At 61.5% G+C, this 16,272-nt stretch carries 12 protein-coding genes and 1 riboswitch; of the genes, 2 read left to right on the forward strand and 10 right to left on the reverse strand.

The window, feature by feature from the left end; translation table 11 throughout:
• Positions 1 to 146: 146 nt before the first annotated feature.
• The 9 genes from thiS to ACESMT_RS19070 form a co-directional block, all read right to left on the reverse strand.
• Positions 147 to 356 (reverse strand): sulfur carrier protein ThiS, encoded by a 210-nt coding sequence (gene thiS / locus ACESMT_RS19030; protein ID WP_372828164.1) that lies wholly within the window; start codon positions 354 to 356, stop codon positions 147 to 149.
• Complete coding sequence (gene thiO / locus ACESMT_RS19035) at positions 353 to 1,417, reverse strand: glycine oxidase ThiO (protein WP_372828165.1); 1,065 nt, start codon at positions 1,415 to 1,417, stop codon at positions 353 to 355. The genes thiS and thiO overlap by 4 nt, the downstream gene beginning before the upstream one ends.
• Positions 1,418 to 1,444: 27 nt before the next feature.
• Positions 1,445 to 3,346, reverse strand: coding sequence for a phosphomethylpyrimidine synthase ThiC (thiC, locus tag ACESMT_RS19040; protein WP_372828166.1), 1,902 nt, complete (start codon positions 3,344 to 3,346; stop codon positions 1,445 to 1,447).
• A gap of 98 nt (positions 3,347 to 3,444) precedes the next feature.
• A riboswitch (TPP riboswitch) is annotated at positions 3,445 to 3,559 on the reverse strand.
• Between the two features lie 78 nt (positions 3,560 to 3,637).
• Positions 3,638 to 4,474: a hypothetical protein gene (locus ACESMT_RS19045; protein WP_372828167.1), complete on the reverse strand. Its 837-nt coding sequence runs from the start codon at positions 4,472 to 4,474 to the stop codon at positions 3,638 to 3,640.
• A gap of 92 nt (positions 4,475 to 4,566) precedes the next feature.
• Complete coding sequence (locus ACESMT_RS19050) at positions 4,567 to 6,918, reverse strand: filamentous hemagglutinin N-terminal domain-containing protein (protein ID WP_372828168.1); 2,352 nt, start codon at positions 6,916 to 6,918, stop codon at positions 4,567 to 4,569.
• Between the two features lie 48 nt (positions 6,919 to 6,966).
• Positions 6,967 to 8,616, reverse strand: a complete 1,650-nt coding sequence (locus ACESMT_RS19055) for a ShlB/FhaC/HecB family hemolysin secretion/activation protein (protein WP_372828169.1) — start codon at positions 8,614 to 8,616, stop codon at positions 6,967 to 6,969.
• 339 nt (positions 8,617 to 8,955) lie between these two features.
• Positions 8,956 to 9,822 carry a ScpA family protein gene (locus ACESMT_RS19060; RefSeq protein WP_372828170.1) on the reverse strand — a complete coding sequence of 289 codons (867 nt, stop codon included), beginning with the start codon at positions 9,820 to 9,822 and terminating at the stop codon, positions 8,956 to 8,958.
• A 94-nt stretch (positions 9,823 to 9,916) separates the two neighbouring features.
• Positions 9,917 to 10,135: a DUF3460 family protein gene (locus tag ACESMT_RS19065; protein ID WP_372828171.1), complete on the reverse strand. Its 219-nt coding sequence runs from the start codon at positions 10,133 to 10,135 to the stop codon at positions 9,917 to 9,919.
• A gap of 173 nt (positions 10,136 to 10,308) precedes the next feature.
• Positions 10,309 to 11,997 carry a SulP family inorganic anion transporter gene (locus ACESMT_RS19070; protein WP_372828172.1) on the reverse strand — a complete coding sequence of 563 codons (1,689 nt, stop codon included), beginning with the start codon at positions 11,995 to 11,997 and terminating at the stop codon, positions 10,309 to 10,311.
• 136 nt (positions 11,998 to 12,133) lie between these two features.
• Here ACESMT_RS19070 and ACESMT_RS19075 point away from each other — a divergent pair, with 136 nt between their 5' ends.
• A complete protein-coding gene (locus ACESMT_RS19075; RefSeq protein ID WP_372828173.1) occupies positions 12,134 to 13,870 on the forward strand; it encodes a 7TM diverse intracellular signaling domain-containing protein in 1,737 nt (578 codons plus the stop codon).
• Here the strand turns inward: ACESMT_RS19075 and metG are convergent.
• The gene (gene metG, locus ACESMT_RS19080; protein ID WP_372828174.1) at positions 13,863 to 16,019 is read right to left on the reverse strand and encodes a methionine--tRNA ligase; all 2,157 of its coding nucleotides are present in this window, start codon (positions 16,017 to 16,019) and stop codon (positions 13,863 to 13,865) included. The genes ACESMT_RS19075 and metG overlap by 8 nt on opposite strands.
• A gap of 165 nt (positions 16,020 to 16,184) precedes the next feature.
• Here metG and ACESMT_RS19085 point away from each other — a divergent pair.
• The coding region (locus tag ACESMT_RS19085) for an iron-sulfur cluster assembly protein (RefSeq protein ID WP_372828175.1) at positions 16,185 to 16,272 on the forward strand (88 nt) is incomplete at its 3' end.

Below are 16,272 nucleotides of genomic sequence, written 5' to 3' on the forward strand. Positions count from 1 at the left end.
GCGAAATGCGCCCCCTCGGGGGGCAGCGAAGACACGAAGTGCTGAGCGTGGGGGTCATATTTCGCCGCCGGGCCGCCCCAAGGCGAAATGCGCCCCCTCGGGGGGCAGCGAAGACACGAAGTGCTGAGCGTGGGGGTCATCATGGCTTAGCCTCCCGTGATGGCTTGAAAGGTAAAAACCGCATCGCCGTTTGACAGAGGTGTGGCTGCGCGCGCATCGCGTGCAACAAACTCGCCGTTGACGGCGCTGGCAAACGAGGCTGCAGGCTGTCCGCCGGCCTCCAGCAGTTGGGCCAGCGTACAGCCGTCCGGCACTTGCCGGGCCTCGCCGTTGAAGGTGATGTTGATCAATGTCATGTCAGTTTTTGCAGCGCTTGCTCGACCAGCGCCGGCGCAATCAGCCAGCCGTGGCGGAACAGGCCATTGATGCGGACCAGCCCCGGGCTTTGCTCGACGCGCGGCAGATTGTCGGGCAGGGCGGGGCGCAAATTGGTTTCAGTATGTACCACCCGTGCCTCGGCCAGTTCAGGAATGATGCTGTGCGCGGCGGCCAGCAGCTCGACCATGCTGCGCAGCGAGATCGGTGAGCGGTCTTCGCTTTCGATCTCGCTGGCGCCGACCACGATGTGCCCGCCTGCACGCGGCACCAGGTACACGCGGTGGCGCGGGTGCAGCAGGCGCAGCGGGCGCTGCAGCGCCACGCCGGGTGCGTGCAGCCAGATGATTTCGCCACGCACGCCGCGCACACCCGGGGTAAAACCGGCGTCGGCGTCGGAGCCTGACTCGGCTGGCCGGGCACCGGCGCCGCGCACGTCAAACACGCAGTCGAAGCTCGCTACCCCTTGCGCCGTGTGTATTTCGCCAGCTTGCAAACTGTCCACGGTTACGCCCCAATGCCAGCGCGCCCCTGCGGCGCTGGCACCCAGTGCCAGGCTAGCCATGGCCTGCACCGCATGGATGTGCCCTTCGTGGGGCAGCAGCCAGGCTTGCAGCGTGCCATGCAGTGCGGGCTCCAGCTCGCGCAATGCCGCCGCATCCAGCGCCTGCGGCGCATGGCCGGCCGGCGCCTTGTGCTGAAGCAGGTCCACCACGCGTCTGGCTGCGCCTTCATCGCCGCGGTGCGCCAGCAGCAGGCTGCCGCGCTGGTGCAGTTCAACCGCCTGGCCGAGGGCCGCGACGATGCCCGGCCAAAGTTCCAGCGAGCGCAGGCCCAGCGCAAACACCTTGTCGTCGGCCGACTCCAGCTCGGCCGTCGGGCTCAGCATGCCCGCAGCTGTCCAGCCTGCGGCGCGCGGGCCGGCCACGGGTACTTGCGGCCCTGGGGCAGGGTCAAAAACCTCGACCGAATGGCCGCTACCGGCCAGCTTGAAAGCCAGCAGCCGCCCGAGCAGGCCTGCGCCTGCGATGCCGATGTGCATGGGGATGTCCGCCTTTTTCAGCGTGGGTTAGATTTTCTGGATGGGGATGTAGATTTCGCTACCGCCTTGGCGGAACTCGGCCGATTTTGCCTGCATTCCTTCCTGTAGCGCCGCGGCTTCGTCAAGACCCTGCCTGGCTGCAAACTCGCGCACTTCCTGGCTGATTTTCATCGAGCAGAATTTCGGCCCGCACATGGAGCAAAAATGCGCCACCTTGCTGACTTCCTTGGGCAGGGTTTCGTCGTGAAATTCGCGCGCGGTGTCTGGGTCCAGCGAGAGGTTGAACTGGTCGTGCCAGCGGAACTCGAACCGGGCTTTCGACAGCGCTTCGTCGCGCGCGCGCGAGGCCGGGTGCCCCTTGGCCACGTCGGCGGCATGCGCGGCAATTTTGTAGGCAATGATGCCCTGTTTGACGTCGTTGCGGTCCGGCAGACCCAGGTGTTCCTTGGGCGTGACGTAACACAGCATGGCCGTGCCGAACCACCCAATCATGGCTGCACCGATGGCGCTGGAGATGTGGTCGTAACCCGGCGCAATGTCGATGGTCAGCGGGCCCAGCGTGTAAAACGGCGCCTCGTGACAATGTTTGAGTTGCTCTTCCATGTTGGCCTGGATCATGTGCATGGGCACATGGCCGGGGCCTTCGATCATGGTCTGCACGTCGTGTTTCCACGCGATTTTTGTCAGTTCGCCCAGGGTGCGCAGCTCGGCAAACTGCGCTTCGTCGTTGGCGTCGGCGCCTGAGCCGGGGCGCAGACCGTCGCCCAGCGAAAAACTCACGTCGTAGGCTTTCATGATCTCGCAGATCTCTTCGAAGTGCGTGTACAGAAAGTTTTCCCGGTGGTGCGACATGCACCACTTGGCCAGGATGGAGCGGCCGCGCGAGACGATGCCGGTGCGGCGCTTGGCCGTCATCGGAATAAAGGGCAGGCGCACGCCAGCATGGATGGTGAAGTAGTCCACACCCTGCTCGGCCTGCTCGATCAGCGTGTCGCGGTAAATCTCCCAGCTCAGGTCTTCGGCGACGCCGCCGACCTTTTCAAGCGCCTGGTAGATCGGCACCGTGCCAATCGGTACCGGCGAGTTGCGGATGATCCAGTCGCGCGTGGTGTGGATGTTTTTTCCGGTCGACAAATCCATCACGTTGTCGGCACCCCAGCGAATCGCCCAAACCAGTTTTTCGACCTCTTCATCAATGCTTGACGTGACGGCCGAGTTGCCGATGTTGGCGTTGATCTTGACCAGAAAGTTGCGGCCGATGATCATCGGTTCGACTTCAGGGTGGTTGATGTTGGCCGGAATGATGGCGCGCCCGCGTGCCACTTCGTCGCGCACAAATTCGGGGGTCACAAACTCGGGCAACTGCGCGCCCATGGGGTTGCCGCGCACGCGGGCGGCGCGCTCGGCGTCGACCAGGTATTCGGCCATCCATTCGCGTTGGGTGTTCTCACGCAGCGCGATGTATTCCATCTCGGGTGTGATGATGCCGCGGCGCGCGTAATGCATCTGGCTGACGTTGGCGCCGGCTTTGGCGCGGCGCGGTGTGCGTTGCAGGCCGGCAGCCTGGGCGCGCAGGGCAGCGATACGCTGGGCTTCCGGGTCCGTAGGGTCGGTGCGGTCCTTTCGTCGGGGGCCATCATCGACGGCTTGAGCGGCGCGGCCTGTATAAATCTCGGTATCGCCGCGCGCCTCAATCCACGGCGCGCGCAGCGCGGTCAGCCCACGGCGTACATCGATGTCGGCGCTTGGGTCGGTGTAGGGGCCGGAGGTGTCGTACAGCGTGGCGGACTCGCCGTTGCTCAGCAAGACCTCACGCATGGGCACACGGATGTCGGCATGCACCTGGCCGGGTACATAAATCTTGCGCGAAGCCGGAAACGGTTCGCGTGTGAACGACAGCAATTGGGCAAATTTATCGGGAGCGTTCATCGGGGCATCCTTTGCTTGTGCGGGTACACAAAAAATGCTCCGAAGGTGTGGCCAATACCAGCGCTGTGGTGTTGGTCGGTGACTGGACAGCCGGTGGGCCGGGGACAGTCAGCTCTTCTTACGTCGGTACGAACCGATTCAAGTTCACGGGTTTGGGTTTGGCCATCTCAGCAGCCCGACCACCATGGTCGGGCTGCACCCCGGAGCAAGGTTATTCTAATGCACCGCGTGACTTCGTTCGGTCGCCGGCCGAGGCGCCGCCGGAGTGTGGCGCTGCATCGGTCTTCGGGTTTATTTCGCGATGGCAGCAGACGGCGAGGCCGTCTGGAGGGTCGCAGCTTGTTCCGCCACCTGCAGTTGTGCGTGCTTTTCCACGTCATTAGAACCGAAAACCTGGCTAGCCGACCGGGTTTCCGGCAGCACATAAACGACGCCGTTTGTTCCGGTAAAGGCCGGACGCACGACTGTCTCGTAAAACTTGACCGGCACATTGATGCAGCCATAGGAAATGCGGTTGTCCTCTGGTGTCGCGCTGTCCAGGCGTTGCGCGCGGCGTTCGCTGGGCTTGCCCTTGATAACCTTGTGTAGCGAGATGGCAGTGCTGTAGTCTACCCACAGGATTTCTTCACCACGAAGGTCGCGAGCCAGAGACGCGACAAAACGGCCTGCCGGTGTGGTGCGTTCTTCGGGGAGGATCGCGGATAGCTCGCGGTCGCCAATGCCTGGTGTGGAATCGTCGCCACGTGCCAGCCCGAGTAAAGCAGGCGCTGCGCCTTGAAGCTGCCCACCGGCATCGAACATCAGCACTCTGGCGTTGACCTTGTCCACAATCATGAAGGGCATGTTCTGGTTGTCACCGGAGTCGACCACCCAGTGGGCGACGTGCAAAGTCTCCAGGGAGGCTGCCTCCTTGCCCAAAGAGGCACGTTTGGGTTGATGGGCCCACCCGGCCTGCGCTGGAACGATGGCGCTGGCCACCGGAGATGGATTTGCAGCAATGGAAACCGCACCTGAAGGTCGGCCGTCAGCCCCGGCGGCAAAGGCACCGGGGCCGGCGAAATGCACCGCCAGCAGGACCAGCAACAAGCCCCAACCAGCCGGACCGCAACGACGTGGGTCGCTTGTCAAGCCGGCCTGTTCTGCAGGTCCACACGGACGCGGACCCACCCTAGGGGGGTAGACGACGGATATTGGAGGGGCCACAAGCTGCGCCTTGATGTTCAGTTACGCGCTGGTTTGGGTACATATGGCGGCGCGACGTAGGGTGGCGGTGGCGGCGGGACTGCAACTGGCTTCTCGGGTGGCACGACAACCAGCGTCTCGGGTGGAGGCGCGACAACCAGCACGACCGACGGTGGCGCTGCAAGCGACACTCTAAGCAGCGGCGTGGCAACCAGCGGTGTGGCAATCAGCGGTATTTCGAAGTGTGGCACTTCTACATCCGGTACTACATCCGTTATTACATCCGGTGGTGGTATCGGTACTACAACTGGTGGCACAACAACCGGTGGCGGTGGCGGTGGCGGTGGTGGTGGTGGAGGTGGTGGTGGAGGTGGCGGTGGCGGTGGAGGTGGAGGTGGTGGCGGGACGATCGCCGCGGTGATCTCCCCAGTTGTTCTCTGAAGAACCGGCGCGCAGCAAGAAACCGGGAGGGCATATTGCCCGGCGTCTGCACCAGCAAGGGTAAAGCCGCTGAAGGTGATGGTCTTGTTCGTTCCTACGGCCGAGGTATCGAAATTAGCGATACCAGGACCAACCAAGGTGACGCCCGCAGGGGTTCCCTTCAAAAATGAGAGGGTTGTCGTGGTCGTACCGTCAAAGGCCTTGTCCCCTCCTCCGGGGACTACCAGCATGCGTTGCGTCAGCGTGGCGCCTTCGGTCAAGGTAAACTTGGTCGAATAATCCGTCGGCGTGGTGTACGAGACCGGGTTGTAGGTAATCGTGACCGGCGCAACGGTGACGGCGGTCTTGGGCGCAAGCGCAGCGAAGACCACGGTGCCGCCGGAGACACCGGGTCCTGTGCCATCCGTGTCCGCACTGAGTGTCAGGCCAAGCGGCAGGCCGAGGCTCCGGGTGGGGATGGAAGTTCCTCTCGTCAGTGTCAATGCCGCGCTGATGCTCACATCATTTGCCGCGCACATCATGATGTTCCCGTCGGTGGTTGTCATGGCCGCGTTCTGGTTCACATTGCGTCCGGCGGCCAATAAAACGCTTCCTCTGGTGGTCGTAATGGGCGCGTTCACGTTGATGTCGCGTCCGCAGCACACTGAAAAGTTTCCATCGACGGCAGTCACTGCCGCATTGATGTTGGTGTCCCGGTCAGCAAGCAAGGTCAGGGTTGTCGGGGCGCCGCTGGCCGTCCAGCTGACCGCGTCATTGACGAAAATGTCGCCGTTGCCGGGTCCAGTTGCCGTGGTGATGGTGATGTTGTTGGTGACCAGTTGGTCCGAAAGTGTGGCGCCCGCGATGTTGCCACCAGCGCCGATGATGAAGTCCTGTGGATCGATCAGCCAGGTACCCGTGAGGCCTTGCGCTGCGGCGGTGGTGACACGGACGTTGTCCCTGATGGTCACGTTTGCCGCCGAAGTCTCGATAAACCCGCCCTTGCCGCCGTTCGGTGCGCTGGCGTCCAGCGTGCCGCCCACATCCATCGTGCCTGTGACCATATCGCCCAGCAACACAATGGTGCCGTTGCGGCTTTCGATGGTCTGTGCCTGAATGACCCCGGTATTGTTCACTGCGGTGTGCAGCAGGCTACCGGCGGCCTGGGTGCTTAGCACGACACGCCCGCCGTCGGCGCGGATCAGTCCGCCGTTTTCAACCAGCGCGTTGACCGCACCCTGGGCCACTGAGACATTGAGCATCCCGTCGCCCGCCAGATCGAGTGTGGCCGCCTGGCCACCGACCAGTGCCACGGTTCCCAGGCGCGCGGTGATCACGCCCTGGTTGATGACCGTTTTGCCCATCAAGGCCACATACCCGCCTTCGGCCGCGTTGATCGTGCCTTGGTTCACAACGGTGCCGTTTCCGGCATTTGTAAAACTGTAGTCCCCGGACATGAATTTCGTATTGCTGAGGCTCATGGTTGAGGCCGCAAGGCCACCGACATTGACTTGCGCGCCGCTGCCGAACAGGATGCCGTTGGGGTTCAGCAGGAAGACCTTGCCGTTGGCGGACAGGTTGCCGAGGATGCCGGACGCCGCAGTCCCAAGGACGCGGTTGAGGGCAACGGAGTTGCTACCAGGCTGGACAAACTGCACGGTTTGCCCGGCACCCATGCCGAAACTTTGCCAGTTGATCACCGCGTTGGCCGTGGACTGGTTAATCGTTGTGGTCGATGCCGTGCTGCTGATGGTGGCTGAGCCGGCTGTCACCGTGCCATTGGCGGGCAGGGCTTGGGCAATGGTCCCGAAAGCGAGCATCAGACACGCTGACAGCAGGTTCACGACAAAGCGGGGGCGACCTGTGCCCTCGCAGGACGATTTTGTCCGGCCCTTGCTTCCCGCGTTCTCGGCAACGGCGATGCAGGCGCCAGAGCTGTCGCTCCAGATGGTTTTGTAAATGCGGTTCATGAGGTGTCCTTCAAAGCTTGTTCGGTTCGGGCGGTCTGTCTGCTGCGCTTAGAAATACTTGACGGCCTGGATCCAGAACCGTCCCGATTTGTCGGGCGCCGAAGTGGCTGCCGAATCGCCAAGCTTGCGTGCGTAATAAGTTCTGATCGCAAAATTGCCGGGCTCGCCCCAGGTCAGTCCGACGCCATAGGCACTGAGGTTGCGGTGGTTATTGCCTGCGGCCCAGGGGTTCTTGTTGATGGTCACGCTGCCCCCGTCCACAAAGCCGATCAGGTGCAACTGACCGGGCACACTGTCCGGTTTTGGCAGGCGCAAACGGGCTTCCAGATTGACCAGGTAGCCATGGTCGCCGAAAGCTTCGCCATGCGGGTAGGCCCTGACACCATCCATCCCGCCCAGCACCATCTTCTCCGAGGAATCCAGGTTTTTCGACGCGAGCTGTCCATTGATACCGGCGAAAAGAGACAGTGTGTCGGTGACGCGCTGCAGCCGGCTGGCACTGAAAGCAAGCTTGCCGTAAGAGCCGTTGGTGCGGGCGCTGGCAGCATCTGCGGCCAATTCGGCCGGAGTTTCAATGTCCAGGTTGCCCGCAGACAGCGCGAGCGAGAAAGCGCTGACGCCGCCACCGCCCAGGTTGTCAGCGTGGTTGCCATACAGGCTGCCGGTGACAACGTTGGCCTTCTTGTCAACGACCGAAGGAATCACGTCGACCCGGTCCTGGAAAGTCCGGTGGTCGTAGCTGAGGCCCGCGTTCAGGTTGGTTCTGCGTGAGCGGATCAGCGGGTAGCTGCCGTAAACGCTGGCGATTTCGGCCGTGCCATTGGCTTGCAGGGGGGTAAATTCCTTGCCCAGCTCATAGGCCAGCCGGCTGTAGGCAACACCGGCTGTCGCCTTGCCGAACTGCATCTGGTAGGACGCGCGTCCATAGTTGAGCCCCGAACCTGCGGTCACTGCCCGCAGGCTGAAGACGTCGCCCCGGCCCAGCAGGTTGTTGAAATTGACCGTACCGCCCAGGCGATATTCGCCCGTATAGTAGTTACCGGCGTTGTCCACGTCGACGCTGCCGCTGACGCGCTTGCCCGGCGTGATATCGACCATCAGGTCGGAGCTGCCGGGCGTGTCACCCGGCACCAGTGTTGACTTGATATTGACGCCAGGCAGGTCCGAAAGCAGTAGCAGCCGGCTCTCCAGAGTGTCGTTGGTGATGGGGTCGCCGCTGTTGACGCCGCTCAGGATGTTGAGGACCAAGGCATCGGACAGGTTGGTCTGATTGTTCAGGGCGATCTTGCCGTATTGCCCTTCGCTGACTGCAATGATGAGGGCGTTGTCTTTGACGTCTTGCGCCGGCAAGTAGGCGCGGGCGACAAAGTAGCCGTTTTTTCTGTAATGGTTAGTGATCCGGTTGGCCATGGCCTGCAGCTCGGCCAGTGTCAGCTCGGTATTAGCCACAAAGCCTGTGAGCGCCAGAAGCTCGGCTTCGGAAAAAACGCGGGAGCCCGTCACCTGCAGGCTTCTGACCAGAATTTTCGTGGTGCTGGGCGCGGATCTGGCAGGTGCCGTGCTCTCCTGGATGCGGATTTCCGGCAGCGCCTTCTGCGGAACAGGGACAGGTGGAAGCTGCTGAATCTGGCTGCCAGCCCCAGGAAGCTGCTGGGCCAGGATGCCCTGGCTCAGCGCAAGTAGCGCGAAAGGGAGCACCCCTTTTGCGAGGACGGTCGGGAGAGGATTGCGATTTTTCTCACGGTTGCGGGGGGGGGTGCCAGGCAAGAGGCAGTAAAGGTCTTTCGGGATGTCTGCAAAGTCATGATGAATCACCTGAAGTTCAAGCCATCATGTCTGTAATTTTTGATAAAAACTGTAGGACACCACGTCGCGCACCAGTGATCAAGTAACTAAAATTATGATTTAGCTACCGGTTGATATTTTGGATAAAACTGATTAGTTATCAATTTAAAACGGTCGGTCGTGATACCCCTGGCACCAGAGACAAAGGCGCGTGACGGTCGGCGGGGCTGGCGACCCTGCTATTGCACGGGGTCAGGTCGGCGTGTAAGCCAGCCGCACGTAAATAGGCGCATAGGCTTCGGCCTGCGTCACGTCGAGCAGGCCTTCCTTGGAAAGCTCCAGCAGCGCGATGAAGGTGACCACCAGCACCGGCATGCCGCGTGTCGGGTCAAACAGGTCTTCAAACTCGACAAACTTCTTGCCTTGCAGCTTGCGCAGCACGATGCTCATATGCTCGCGCACCGAGAGCTCCTCCCTGGAGATCACATGGTGCTGCACCAGCCGCGCGCGTTTGACGATGCCCTGCCAGGCTTCCTGCAGGTCCACCACGGTGACGTCGGGAAAACGCGGCTGCAGCGCCTGCTCCACGTAGACCTGCGCGCGCAGGAAGTCGCGGCCGAACTGTGGAATTTCATTGAGCTTGTGCGCAGCCAGCTTGATCTGCTCGTACTCCAGCAGGCGCCGCACCAGCTCGGTGCGCGGGTCTTCCGGCTCCTGGCCCTCAGCCACCTTTTTTGGCGGCAGCAGCATGCGTGACTTGATCTCGATCAGCATGGCGGCCATCAGCAGGTACTCGGCGGCCAGCTCCAGGTTGGTGCTGCGGATTTCATCGACATACACCAGGTACTGGCGCGTGACTGCCGCCATCGGGATGTCAAGAATATTGAAGTTCTGCTTGCGGATCAGGTACAGCAGCAAGTCCAGCGGGCCTTCGAAGGCCTCCAGAAAGACCTGAAGCGCGTCCGGCGGGATGTACAAATCCTGCGGCATCGCAAACAGCGGCTCGCCGTACAGGCGGGCCAGTGCCACCTGGTCGATCACCCCCGGCATGCTCGCCAGCGCCAAAACCCCGGGCGGCAGACCAGGCTCGGCGGGCGGAAGTTCTGTGATGCTTGTCATGGGGATTGGACAGGTCGGTAGCAGCTATTGATTTAATAGCTGTTTAGGCAAAGCCAGTAAGGGCTACAGGCCTTTTTTGATTACTATTCTTCGGCTATTTGCTGTTCGGGTGTCCGCTGGTACCGTACACATAGGCTTGCTGCGCAACGCCAGCGTCCAGGTAATCGGCCTGTTCTGTGGCGACCAGCTTTTTGTCCCACAACAGGGCGCGCCCCTGGCGCTGTTCGGCCTCCAGTGTGGGCTTTTTCGCCTTCAGCTCGTTGATGAACTGGGTTGCTTCCGAGGTGTAGTGGGGCCGGGCGAAGAAGGACATGGGATAAAACTGCCTGAAACGTTGAGGGATGTAATTTTACCGGGCCGCCACCCCGCAACGGTTTTTCCCCTGTTTTTTCTGGATTCTTTCGGGAAAGACCTTCTGCTGCACAGGCCAAATCTGCTGCATGTCCTCGACGGAACGGCGTGTGTTGCTCTGTTTTTTATAGCGTTTCAGGCCGCTTCCATTTTGGCCAGAAAGCCCGAGCGCTCCATCACCGCGCGTGGCTGGGCGTTCAACCCGGAAATCACCAGTCGGCCGCCGCGCAGGGTGACAGCCTTGTGCAACTGACCCAGTACGTCCAGACCCGATGCGTCCAGCGACTGCAGCGACTGGGCATCCAGACGCACCAGCAGGCCTTGCGGCGCGCTTTCAACCACCGACAGCACCGGGTCAATTTTGGCCACTGCGCCAAAAAACAGCGAACCGTAGAGCTGGAAGTTGACGGAGTCGTCGGTGCGTGCCGTTTCAACCACCTGAAACAGCGAACTCATGCGCCGCACAAACAGCACGCAGGCCAGCAGCAGGCCCACCTGCAGGGCCACCGTCAGGTCAAACACCACCGTGAGAAAGAAGGTGCCGAGCATCAGCAGCCGGTAGTGGTTGCTGTACTGGCGCATCTGCGCAAACTCGCGCCACTCGCCCATGTTCCAAGCCACATGCAGCAAAATGCCGGCCAGCACCGCCAGCACCGCCAGCACCGCCAGCGGCACATGCATGGCAAGCGGCGCGGCGGCCAGCACGATCACGACCAGCATCAGCGCATGCACCAGCCCGGCGATGGGCGAACTGGCCCCTGAACGCACATTGGTCACGGTGCGGGCAATGGTGCCGGTGGCCGGCATGCCGCCGAAGAACGGCACGATGAAATTCGCCACGCCCTGCGCCATCAGCTCCTGGTTGGGATCGTGTTTGGGCAGACCGGAAAGCTGGTCGGCCACGCGTGCGCACAGCAGCGACTCTACCGCGCCCAGCATCGCAATGGTCAGCGTAGGCGGCAGCAACAGGCGCACCGTGTCCCATGAAAAAGCCGGCAACGCAAAATCGGGCAGGGCCTGCGGAATGCCGCCAAAACGCGAGCATATGGTTTCGACCGGCAGAGTAAGGAGCCAGGAAAAAGCCGTCAGCGTGGTCAGCGCCACGATGGGGCCGGGCACGCGTGACACCGCCCGGGTTGCGCGCAGCAACTGCACACCTTCCACCGCCTGTATCCGGCTGATCAGCCGGGCCGTGAAGCCGTTGGCCGTCATGGAACGGCTGACAAACAGTTTCGGCCAGAGGATCAGACCGATAAAACACAGCAGGCCCAGGCCCAGCGCATGGGCGTTGAGGGAGTCGATGTTCAGGCTGATGGCCTTGATCTGCGAGAAAAAATCAGCCGGCATCTTGCCAATTTGCAGACCCAGCAAGTCCTTGAGCTGCGACAGCGCAATCAGCACCGCAATGCCGTTGGTAAACCCCACCACAATGCTGACCGGCACATAACGCACCAGCGTGCCCATCTTGAGAAACCCAAGCAAAAACAGCAGCACACCGGCGCAGGCTGTTGAAATCAGCAAATTGGGCAGGCCGTAGCGCCCGACAATGCCGTACACAATCACGATGAAGGCGCCTGCAGGCCCACCAATCTGCACGGCGGAGCCGCCCAGCAGAGAGATAAGCCCGCCCGCAATGATGGCCGTCCAGATGCCCGCTTGCGGCAACAGGCCCGAAGCAATGGCAAACGCCATGGCCAGCGGCAACGCCACAATGCCCACGGTCAGGCCCGCGCCCACATCTTTGCCAAAGCGCTCCCGCGTGTAATTTTTCAGAGCCGGGACAATGCGTGGTCGAAACGGCGCCAGGTAAGTGGGTAAGTTCATCAAAAGCATCCAGCGGTAGCCCGGCGGGTCATCCTTCAACAGGAGGATGGTCAAAACCGGGGGCTCTTGTTAAAGTAATTACCTATTTTTTGTTTCAGATACCTGTCCAGCATCTTAAGGCGCAGACGCACGCTTCATGCCACTTTCACCCAGTCGTTTCTCGTTACCTGACCTGGCAGCACAAGGGTGGCAACTGGGCCGTCTGGTGATCGCGGCCTGCGTGCTCGGGCTGGGCCTTCCCGCGCTTGCGCAGACCGATCAGGCTGCTAGCCCCGGGTGGATGGGCCAGCAGGGCGCTGCCCAGCTGGTGATTGATCTGTCGGGCCAGCAGACGCTGGCTCAAATCGAGCAACGCTTTGCGCTTGGGGAGTCCGAGCCCGCCAGCGCCGCGCGCATCATGCCGACCGGCGGCAGCACCGCCGTGTGGTACCGGCTGGCCCTTCCCGCGGTCGCTGTGCCAACCCCGCTGGTGCTGGCGCTGCCGCACCCCGGCATGAACCGGGTAGATCTGTACCGGACTGCGGCCGATGGTGGCTGGGGCGTCGAGCGTTCGGGCGACTCGATCCCGGTGGCGCAGTGGCCCCTGCCCTACCTGCACCCTGCGTTTGAGCTGGCGCTGCAACCGGGCGAGGCGCGTGCCAGCTACCTGCGCGTGCAACACAGCCACCCGATCAGCGTGCGCTGGACGCTCTGGAGTGCACGCGATTTTCAGGAGTCGGGCCAACGCTGGCATTTCTTTCTGGGTGCCTACGTCGGGCTGGTGGCGCTGGTGATTCTGATCTGTACGGTCAATGCGTATGTGCTGCGCGACTCTATACATGTTTACTACGCCGCCTATGTGCTGTTTGTCACCTTCGGCCAGCTCTCGCTGACCGGCCTGGCCGGTGAGTATCTGTGGCCCGGCAACGCCTGGTGGAACGACGCCGCATCCAATGTCATGCCCGCCACCGGGGCGGCGCTGGGCCATCTTTTCATCCGTGAACTGGTGCTTGAGCGCGGCGCCCGCTGGGCCACCCGCCTGATGCTTGCGATGGCTGCAGCCGGTGCCGGGCTGGCCCTGGGCTTCCTGTTGATCGGGCGCGATCCATTTTTTGCCATCAGCAGCCCTTACTACCTCGCCAGTTTTGCTGTCTATCTGGGTGTTGGGCTCTGGTACGCCTGGCGCATTCCTCAAGTGGGCCTGTGGGTTCTGGCGGGCATGCTGGCCCTGCTGGCAGGGTCGGTGTTTCCCATCCTGCGCAACATGCAACTGCTGCCTGTTTCCTTTATGACGCAATACGGCGCACAGCTGGGCGCCGCTGTCGAGATTCCGCTGCTTCTGGTCGCCCTGTATCTGCGCAACCGTGAACAGCGTCAAACCCGGGCCCGCGTAGGCGCCATGGCCAGGGCCGACCCGCTCACGGGTGTGGCCAACCACCAGGTCATGCTGCAGCGCCTGGCGCATTTGCTGGAGCACCAGCAGCGCGACCCCGGCGCCGGTGTGGTGCTGCGTGTGCGTGTCGGCAATATTCATGACATCCGCGCTGAATACGGCTTGCAGGTGGCGCAGATGGCATTGGTCCATGCGGGCGCCTGCATCAGCCAGGTCGTCAGGAAAGGCGACTTGGTGGCCCGGCACCGCGACGGTGATTTTGTGCTGATTTTGCAGGGACGGATGGAGCGCGACGACATCTCGACCATCGGCCAGCGGCTGGTTGCGCGCGGTCTGGCCCCCAGCGGCGTGTTACCCCCGAGCGCTGTGTTGCAGCTCAAACTGGGCATTGCCGCAGCACCTTTCAATACGGAGGATGCAGAGGCTTTGCTTCAGACGCTGGAAGGGGTGGTTGCCGAGCTGGCGGCGCGGCCGGGCAAAGCGCTGCGTTTTCTTAGCTGACGCGCATGCCCGGTGTGGCGCCCGGCCACGGCTCCAGTACAAAGATGCCGGGTGCGGCTTTGTCGTCGGCATGGCTGGCGGCCAGAACCATGCCTTCGCTGACGCCGAACTTCATCTTGCGCGGTGCCAGGTTGGCGACCATCACCGTGTGTTTGCCGATCAGGTCTTCCGGTTTGTAGGCACTGGCGATGCCGCTGAAGACGTTGCGGGTTTTCCCCTCGCCAACGTCGAGCGTCAGGCGCAGCAGCTTGACCGAGCCCTCGACCGCTTCGCAGTTGACGATGAGCGCAATGCGCAGGTCGATCTTCGCGAAGTCATCGATGGTGATGGTGGGGGCGATGGCTTCGCCGCCCGGCTTGCTCCCTCTCCCGTCGGGAGAGGGTTGGGGTGAGGGCTCTCCGCCGGCGTTTGCTATTAATTGAGTAGCTGCTTGCACTGATTCTGCTTGGGCTGGGGGTTCAAACAGTGCATCAAGTTGATCGGGGGTGACGCGCTGCATAAGGTGTTGGTAAGCGAGGATTGATTCGTCAGCGGGTCGTGATGATGTCAATGGACGGTGAATGGCACCCCATAAGCTGGTAGATGCTTTTAGAAATGCCAAGGCCCTTTCGGCCACATTGGGCAGTATTGGACTGAGATAGATCGTGAGAATCCGAAATGATTCGAGCGCAACACTTAAAACCTCATGCGCACCAGGCGACTGAGGCGACTTTTTAAGCATGTCCCAAGGGGCCTGCTCATGAACATACTTGTTCACCACGTCTGCCAAGGACATTACGATTTTGGTGACCTTGCCAAAATCTCGCGATTCGTAAAGAGCAGCAATTTCGTGTTCAGCGGCTTCCACTTGCTTCAAAACGCCGTGCGTACCCGCTCCGCTCAATTTCAAATCGCTGATCTTCCCCTCAAAGTTTTTATGTAGTAACGGTGCCGCGCGTGACGCAATGTTGACGTACTTGCCAATCAAATCACTGTTCACCCGCGCCATGAAGTCATCCGCATTGAAGTCGATGTCTTCGTTCTTCGCGTTCAGCTTGGCCGCCAGGTAATAACGCAGCCACTCCGGGTTCATACCCAGGCTCAGGTACTTGAGCGGGTCCAGACCAGTGCCGCGGCTTTTGCTCATCTTTTGGCCGTTGTTCACGGTCAGGAAGCCATGCACAAACACGTTGTCCGGTGTCTTGCGGCCGCTGAAATGCAGCATGGCGGGCCAGAACAGGGTGTGGAAGGTGACGATGTCCTTGCCGATGAAGTGGTACTGCTCCAGCTTGGGGTCGGCCATGTAGGCGTCGTAGTCCTCGCCGCGCTTGTCGAGCAGGTTTTTCAGCGAGGCGAGGTAGCCGACCGGCGCGTCCAGCCACACATAAAAATACTTGCCTGGCGCGTCGGGGATCTCGATGCCGAAGTAGGGCGCGTCCCGCGAGATGTCCCAGTCGCCCAGACCTTCGCTTTTTGTGCTGTCGGGATTCGTGCGAACGCTGAACCACTCCTTGACCTTGTTGGCCACCTCGGGTTGCAACTTGCCGTCCTGCGTCCACTTTTCAAGAAACTCCACGCAGCGCTGGTCGGACAGCTTGAAGAAAAAATGCTCTGAGCTTTTGAGCACGGGCGTTGCGCCCGACAAAGCCGAATACGGGTTGATCAAATCCGTAGGCGCATACACCGCACCGCAGTTTTCGCAGTTGTCACCGTACTGATCCTTTGCGCCGCACTTGGGGCAGGTGCCCTTGATGTAGCGATCTGGCAGGAACATGTTCTTTTCCGGGTCAAAGAACTGTTCAATTGTTTTTGTTTCGATCAGTCCGGCCTTTTTGAGGTCCAGGTAAATCTGCTGCGCAAGCTGGTGGTTCTCCGGCCCGTCGGTCGAATGCCAGTTGTCAAAGCTGATGTGAAAGCCGTCCAGATAGGGCTTGCGGCCGGCGGCGATGTCGGCCACAAACTGCTGCGGCGTTTTGCCAGCCTTGTCGGCGGCAATCATGATGGGCGCGCCGTGGGCATCGTCGGCGCCGACAAAGTTCACCGCATGGCCCTGCATGCGCTGGAAGCGCACCCAGATGTCGGCCTGGATGTACTCCATGATGTGGCCGATGTGGAAATTGCCGTTGGCATACGGCAGGGCGGTGGTGACAAAAAGGCGGCGCTGGGACATAGAGGGGCTTTGTGGCTTTGGAGGCTAACCGGCGATTTTAAGTCTCCCGGGCGCAGCAGGGTCTCTGCGCCCCATGCGCCCAGAGGCCGGCGCTGCGGCGTTAGACTCGGTGGCAATGGAGCGGCTGCGGCTGCCTTGTCAGCTTTCAATCGGAGACTTTCCCCCATGGCGGTAGAACAACAGGCAATCCTGAGCGCCCTGCAAGGTGTGCTCGACCCCAACACGGGCAAGGATTTTGTCAGCACCAAAGCGC

Origin of the sequence: Polaromonas sp. (genome assembly GCF_041689105.1) — a bacterium.
Classification (GTDB): Bacteria; Pseudomonadota; Gammaproteobacteria; order Burkholderiales; family Burkholderiaceae_C; genus Polaromonas.

Bases quoted from the DNA above. Each gene is read 5' to 3' on its own strand.
- thiS (WP_372828164.1), bottom strand. From the start codon at position 356: ATGACATTGATCAACATCACCTTCAACGGCGAGGCCCGGCAAGTGCCG.
- thiO (WP_372828165.1), bottom strand. From the start codon at position 1,417: ATGCACATCGGCATCGCAGGCGCAGGCCTGCTCGGGCGGCTGCTGGCT.
- thiC (WP_372828166.1), bottom strand. From the start codon at position 3,346: ATGAACGCTCCCGATAAATTTGCCCAATTGCTGTCGTTCACACGCGAA.
- ACESMT_RS19050 (WP_372828168.1), bottom strand. From the start codon at position 6,918: ATGAACCGCATTTACAAAACCATCTGGAGCGACAGCTCTGGCGCCTGC.
- ACESMT_RS19060 (WP_372828170.1), bottom strand. From the start codon at position 9,822: ATGACAAGCATCACAGAACTTCCGCCCGCCGAGCCTGGTCTGCCGCCC.
- ACESMT_RS19065 (WP_372828171.1), bottom strand. From the start codon at position 10,135: ATGTCCTTCTTCGCCCGGCCCCACTACACCTCGGAAGCAACCCAGTTC.
- ACESMT_RS19070 (WP_372828172.1), bottom strand. From the start codon at position 11,997: ATGAACTTACCCACTTACCTGGCGCCGTTTCGACCACGCATTGTCCCG.
- ACESMT_RS19075 (WP_372828173.1), top strand. From the start codon at position 12,134: ATGCCACTTTCACCCAGTCGTTTCTCGTTACCTGACCTGGCAGCACAA.
- metG (WP_372828174.1), bottom strand. From the start codon at position 16,019: ATGTCCCAGCGCCGCCTTTTTGTCACCACCGCCCTGCCGTATGCCAAC.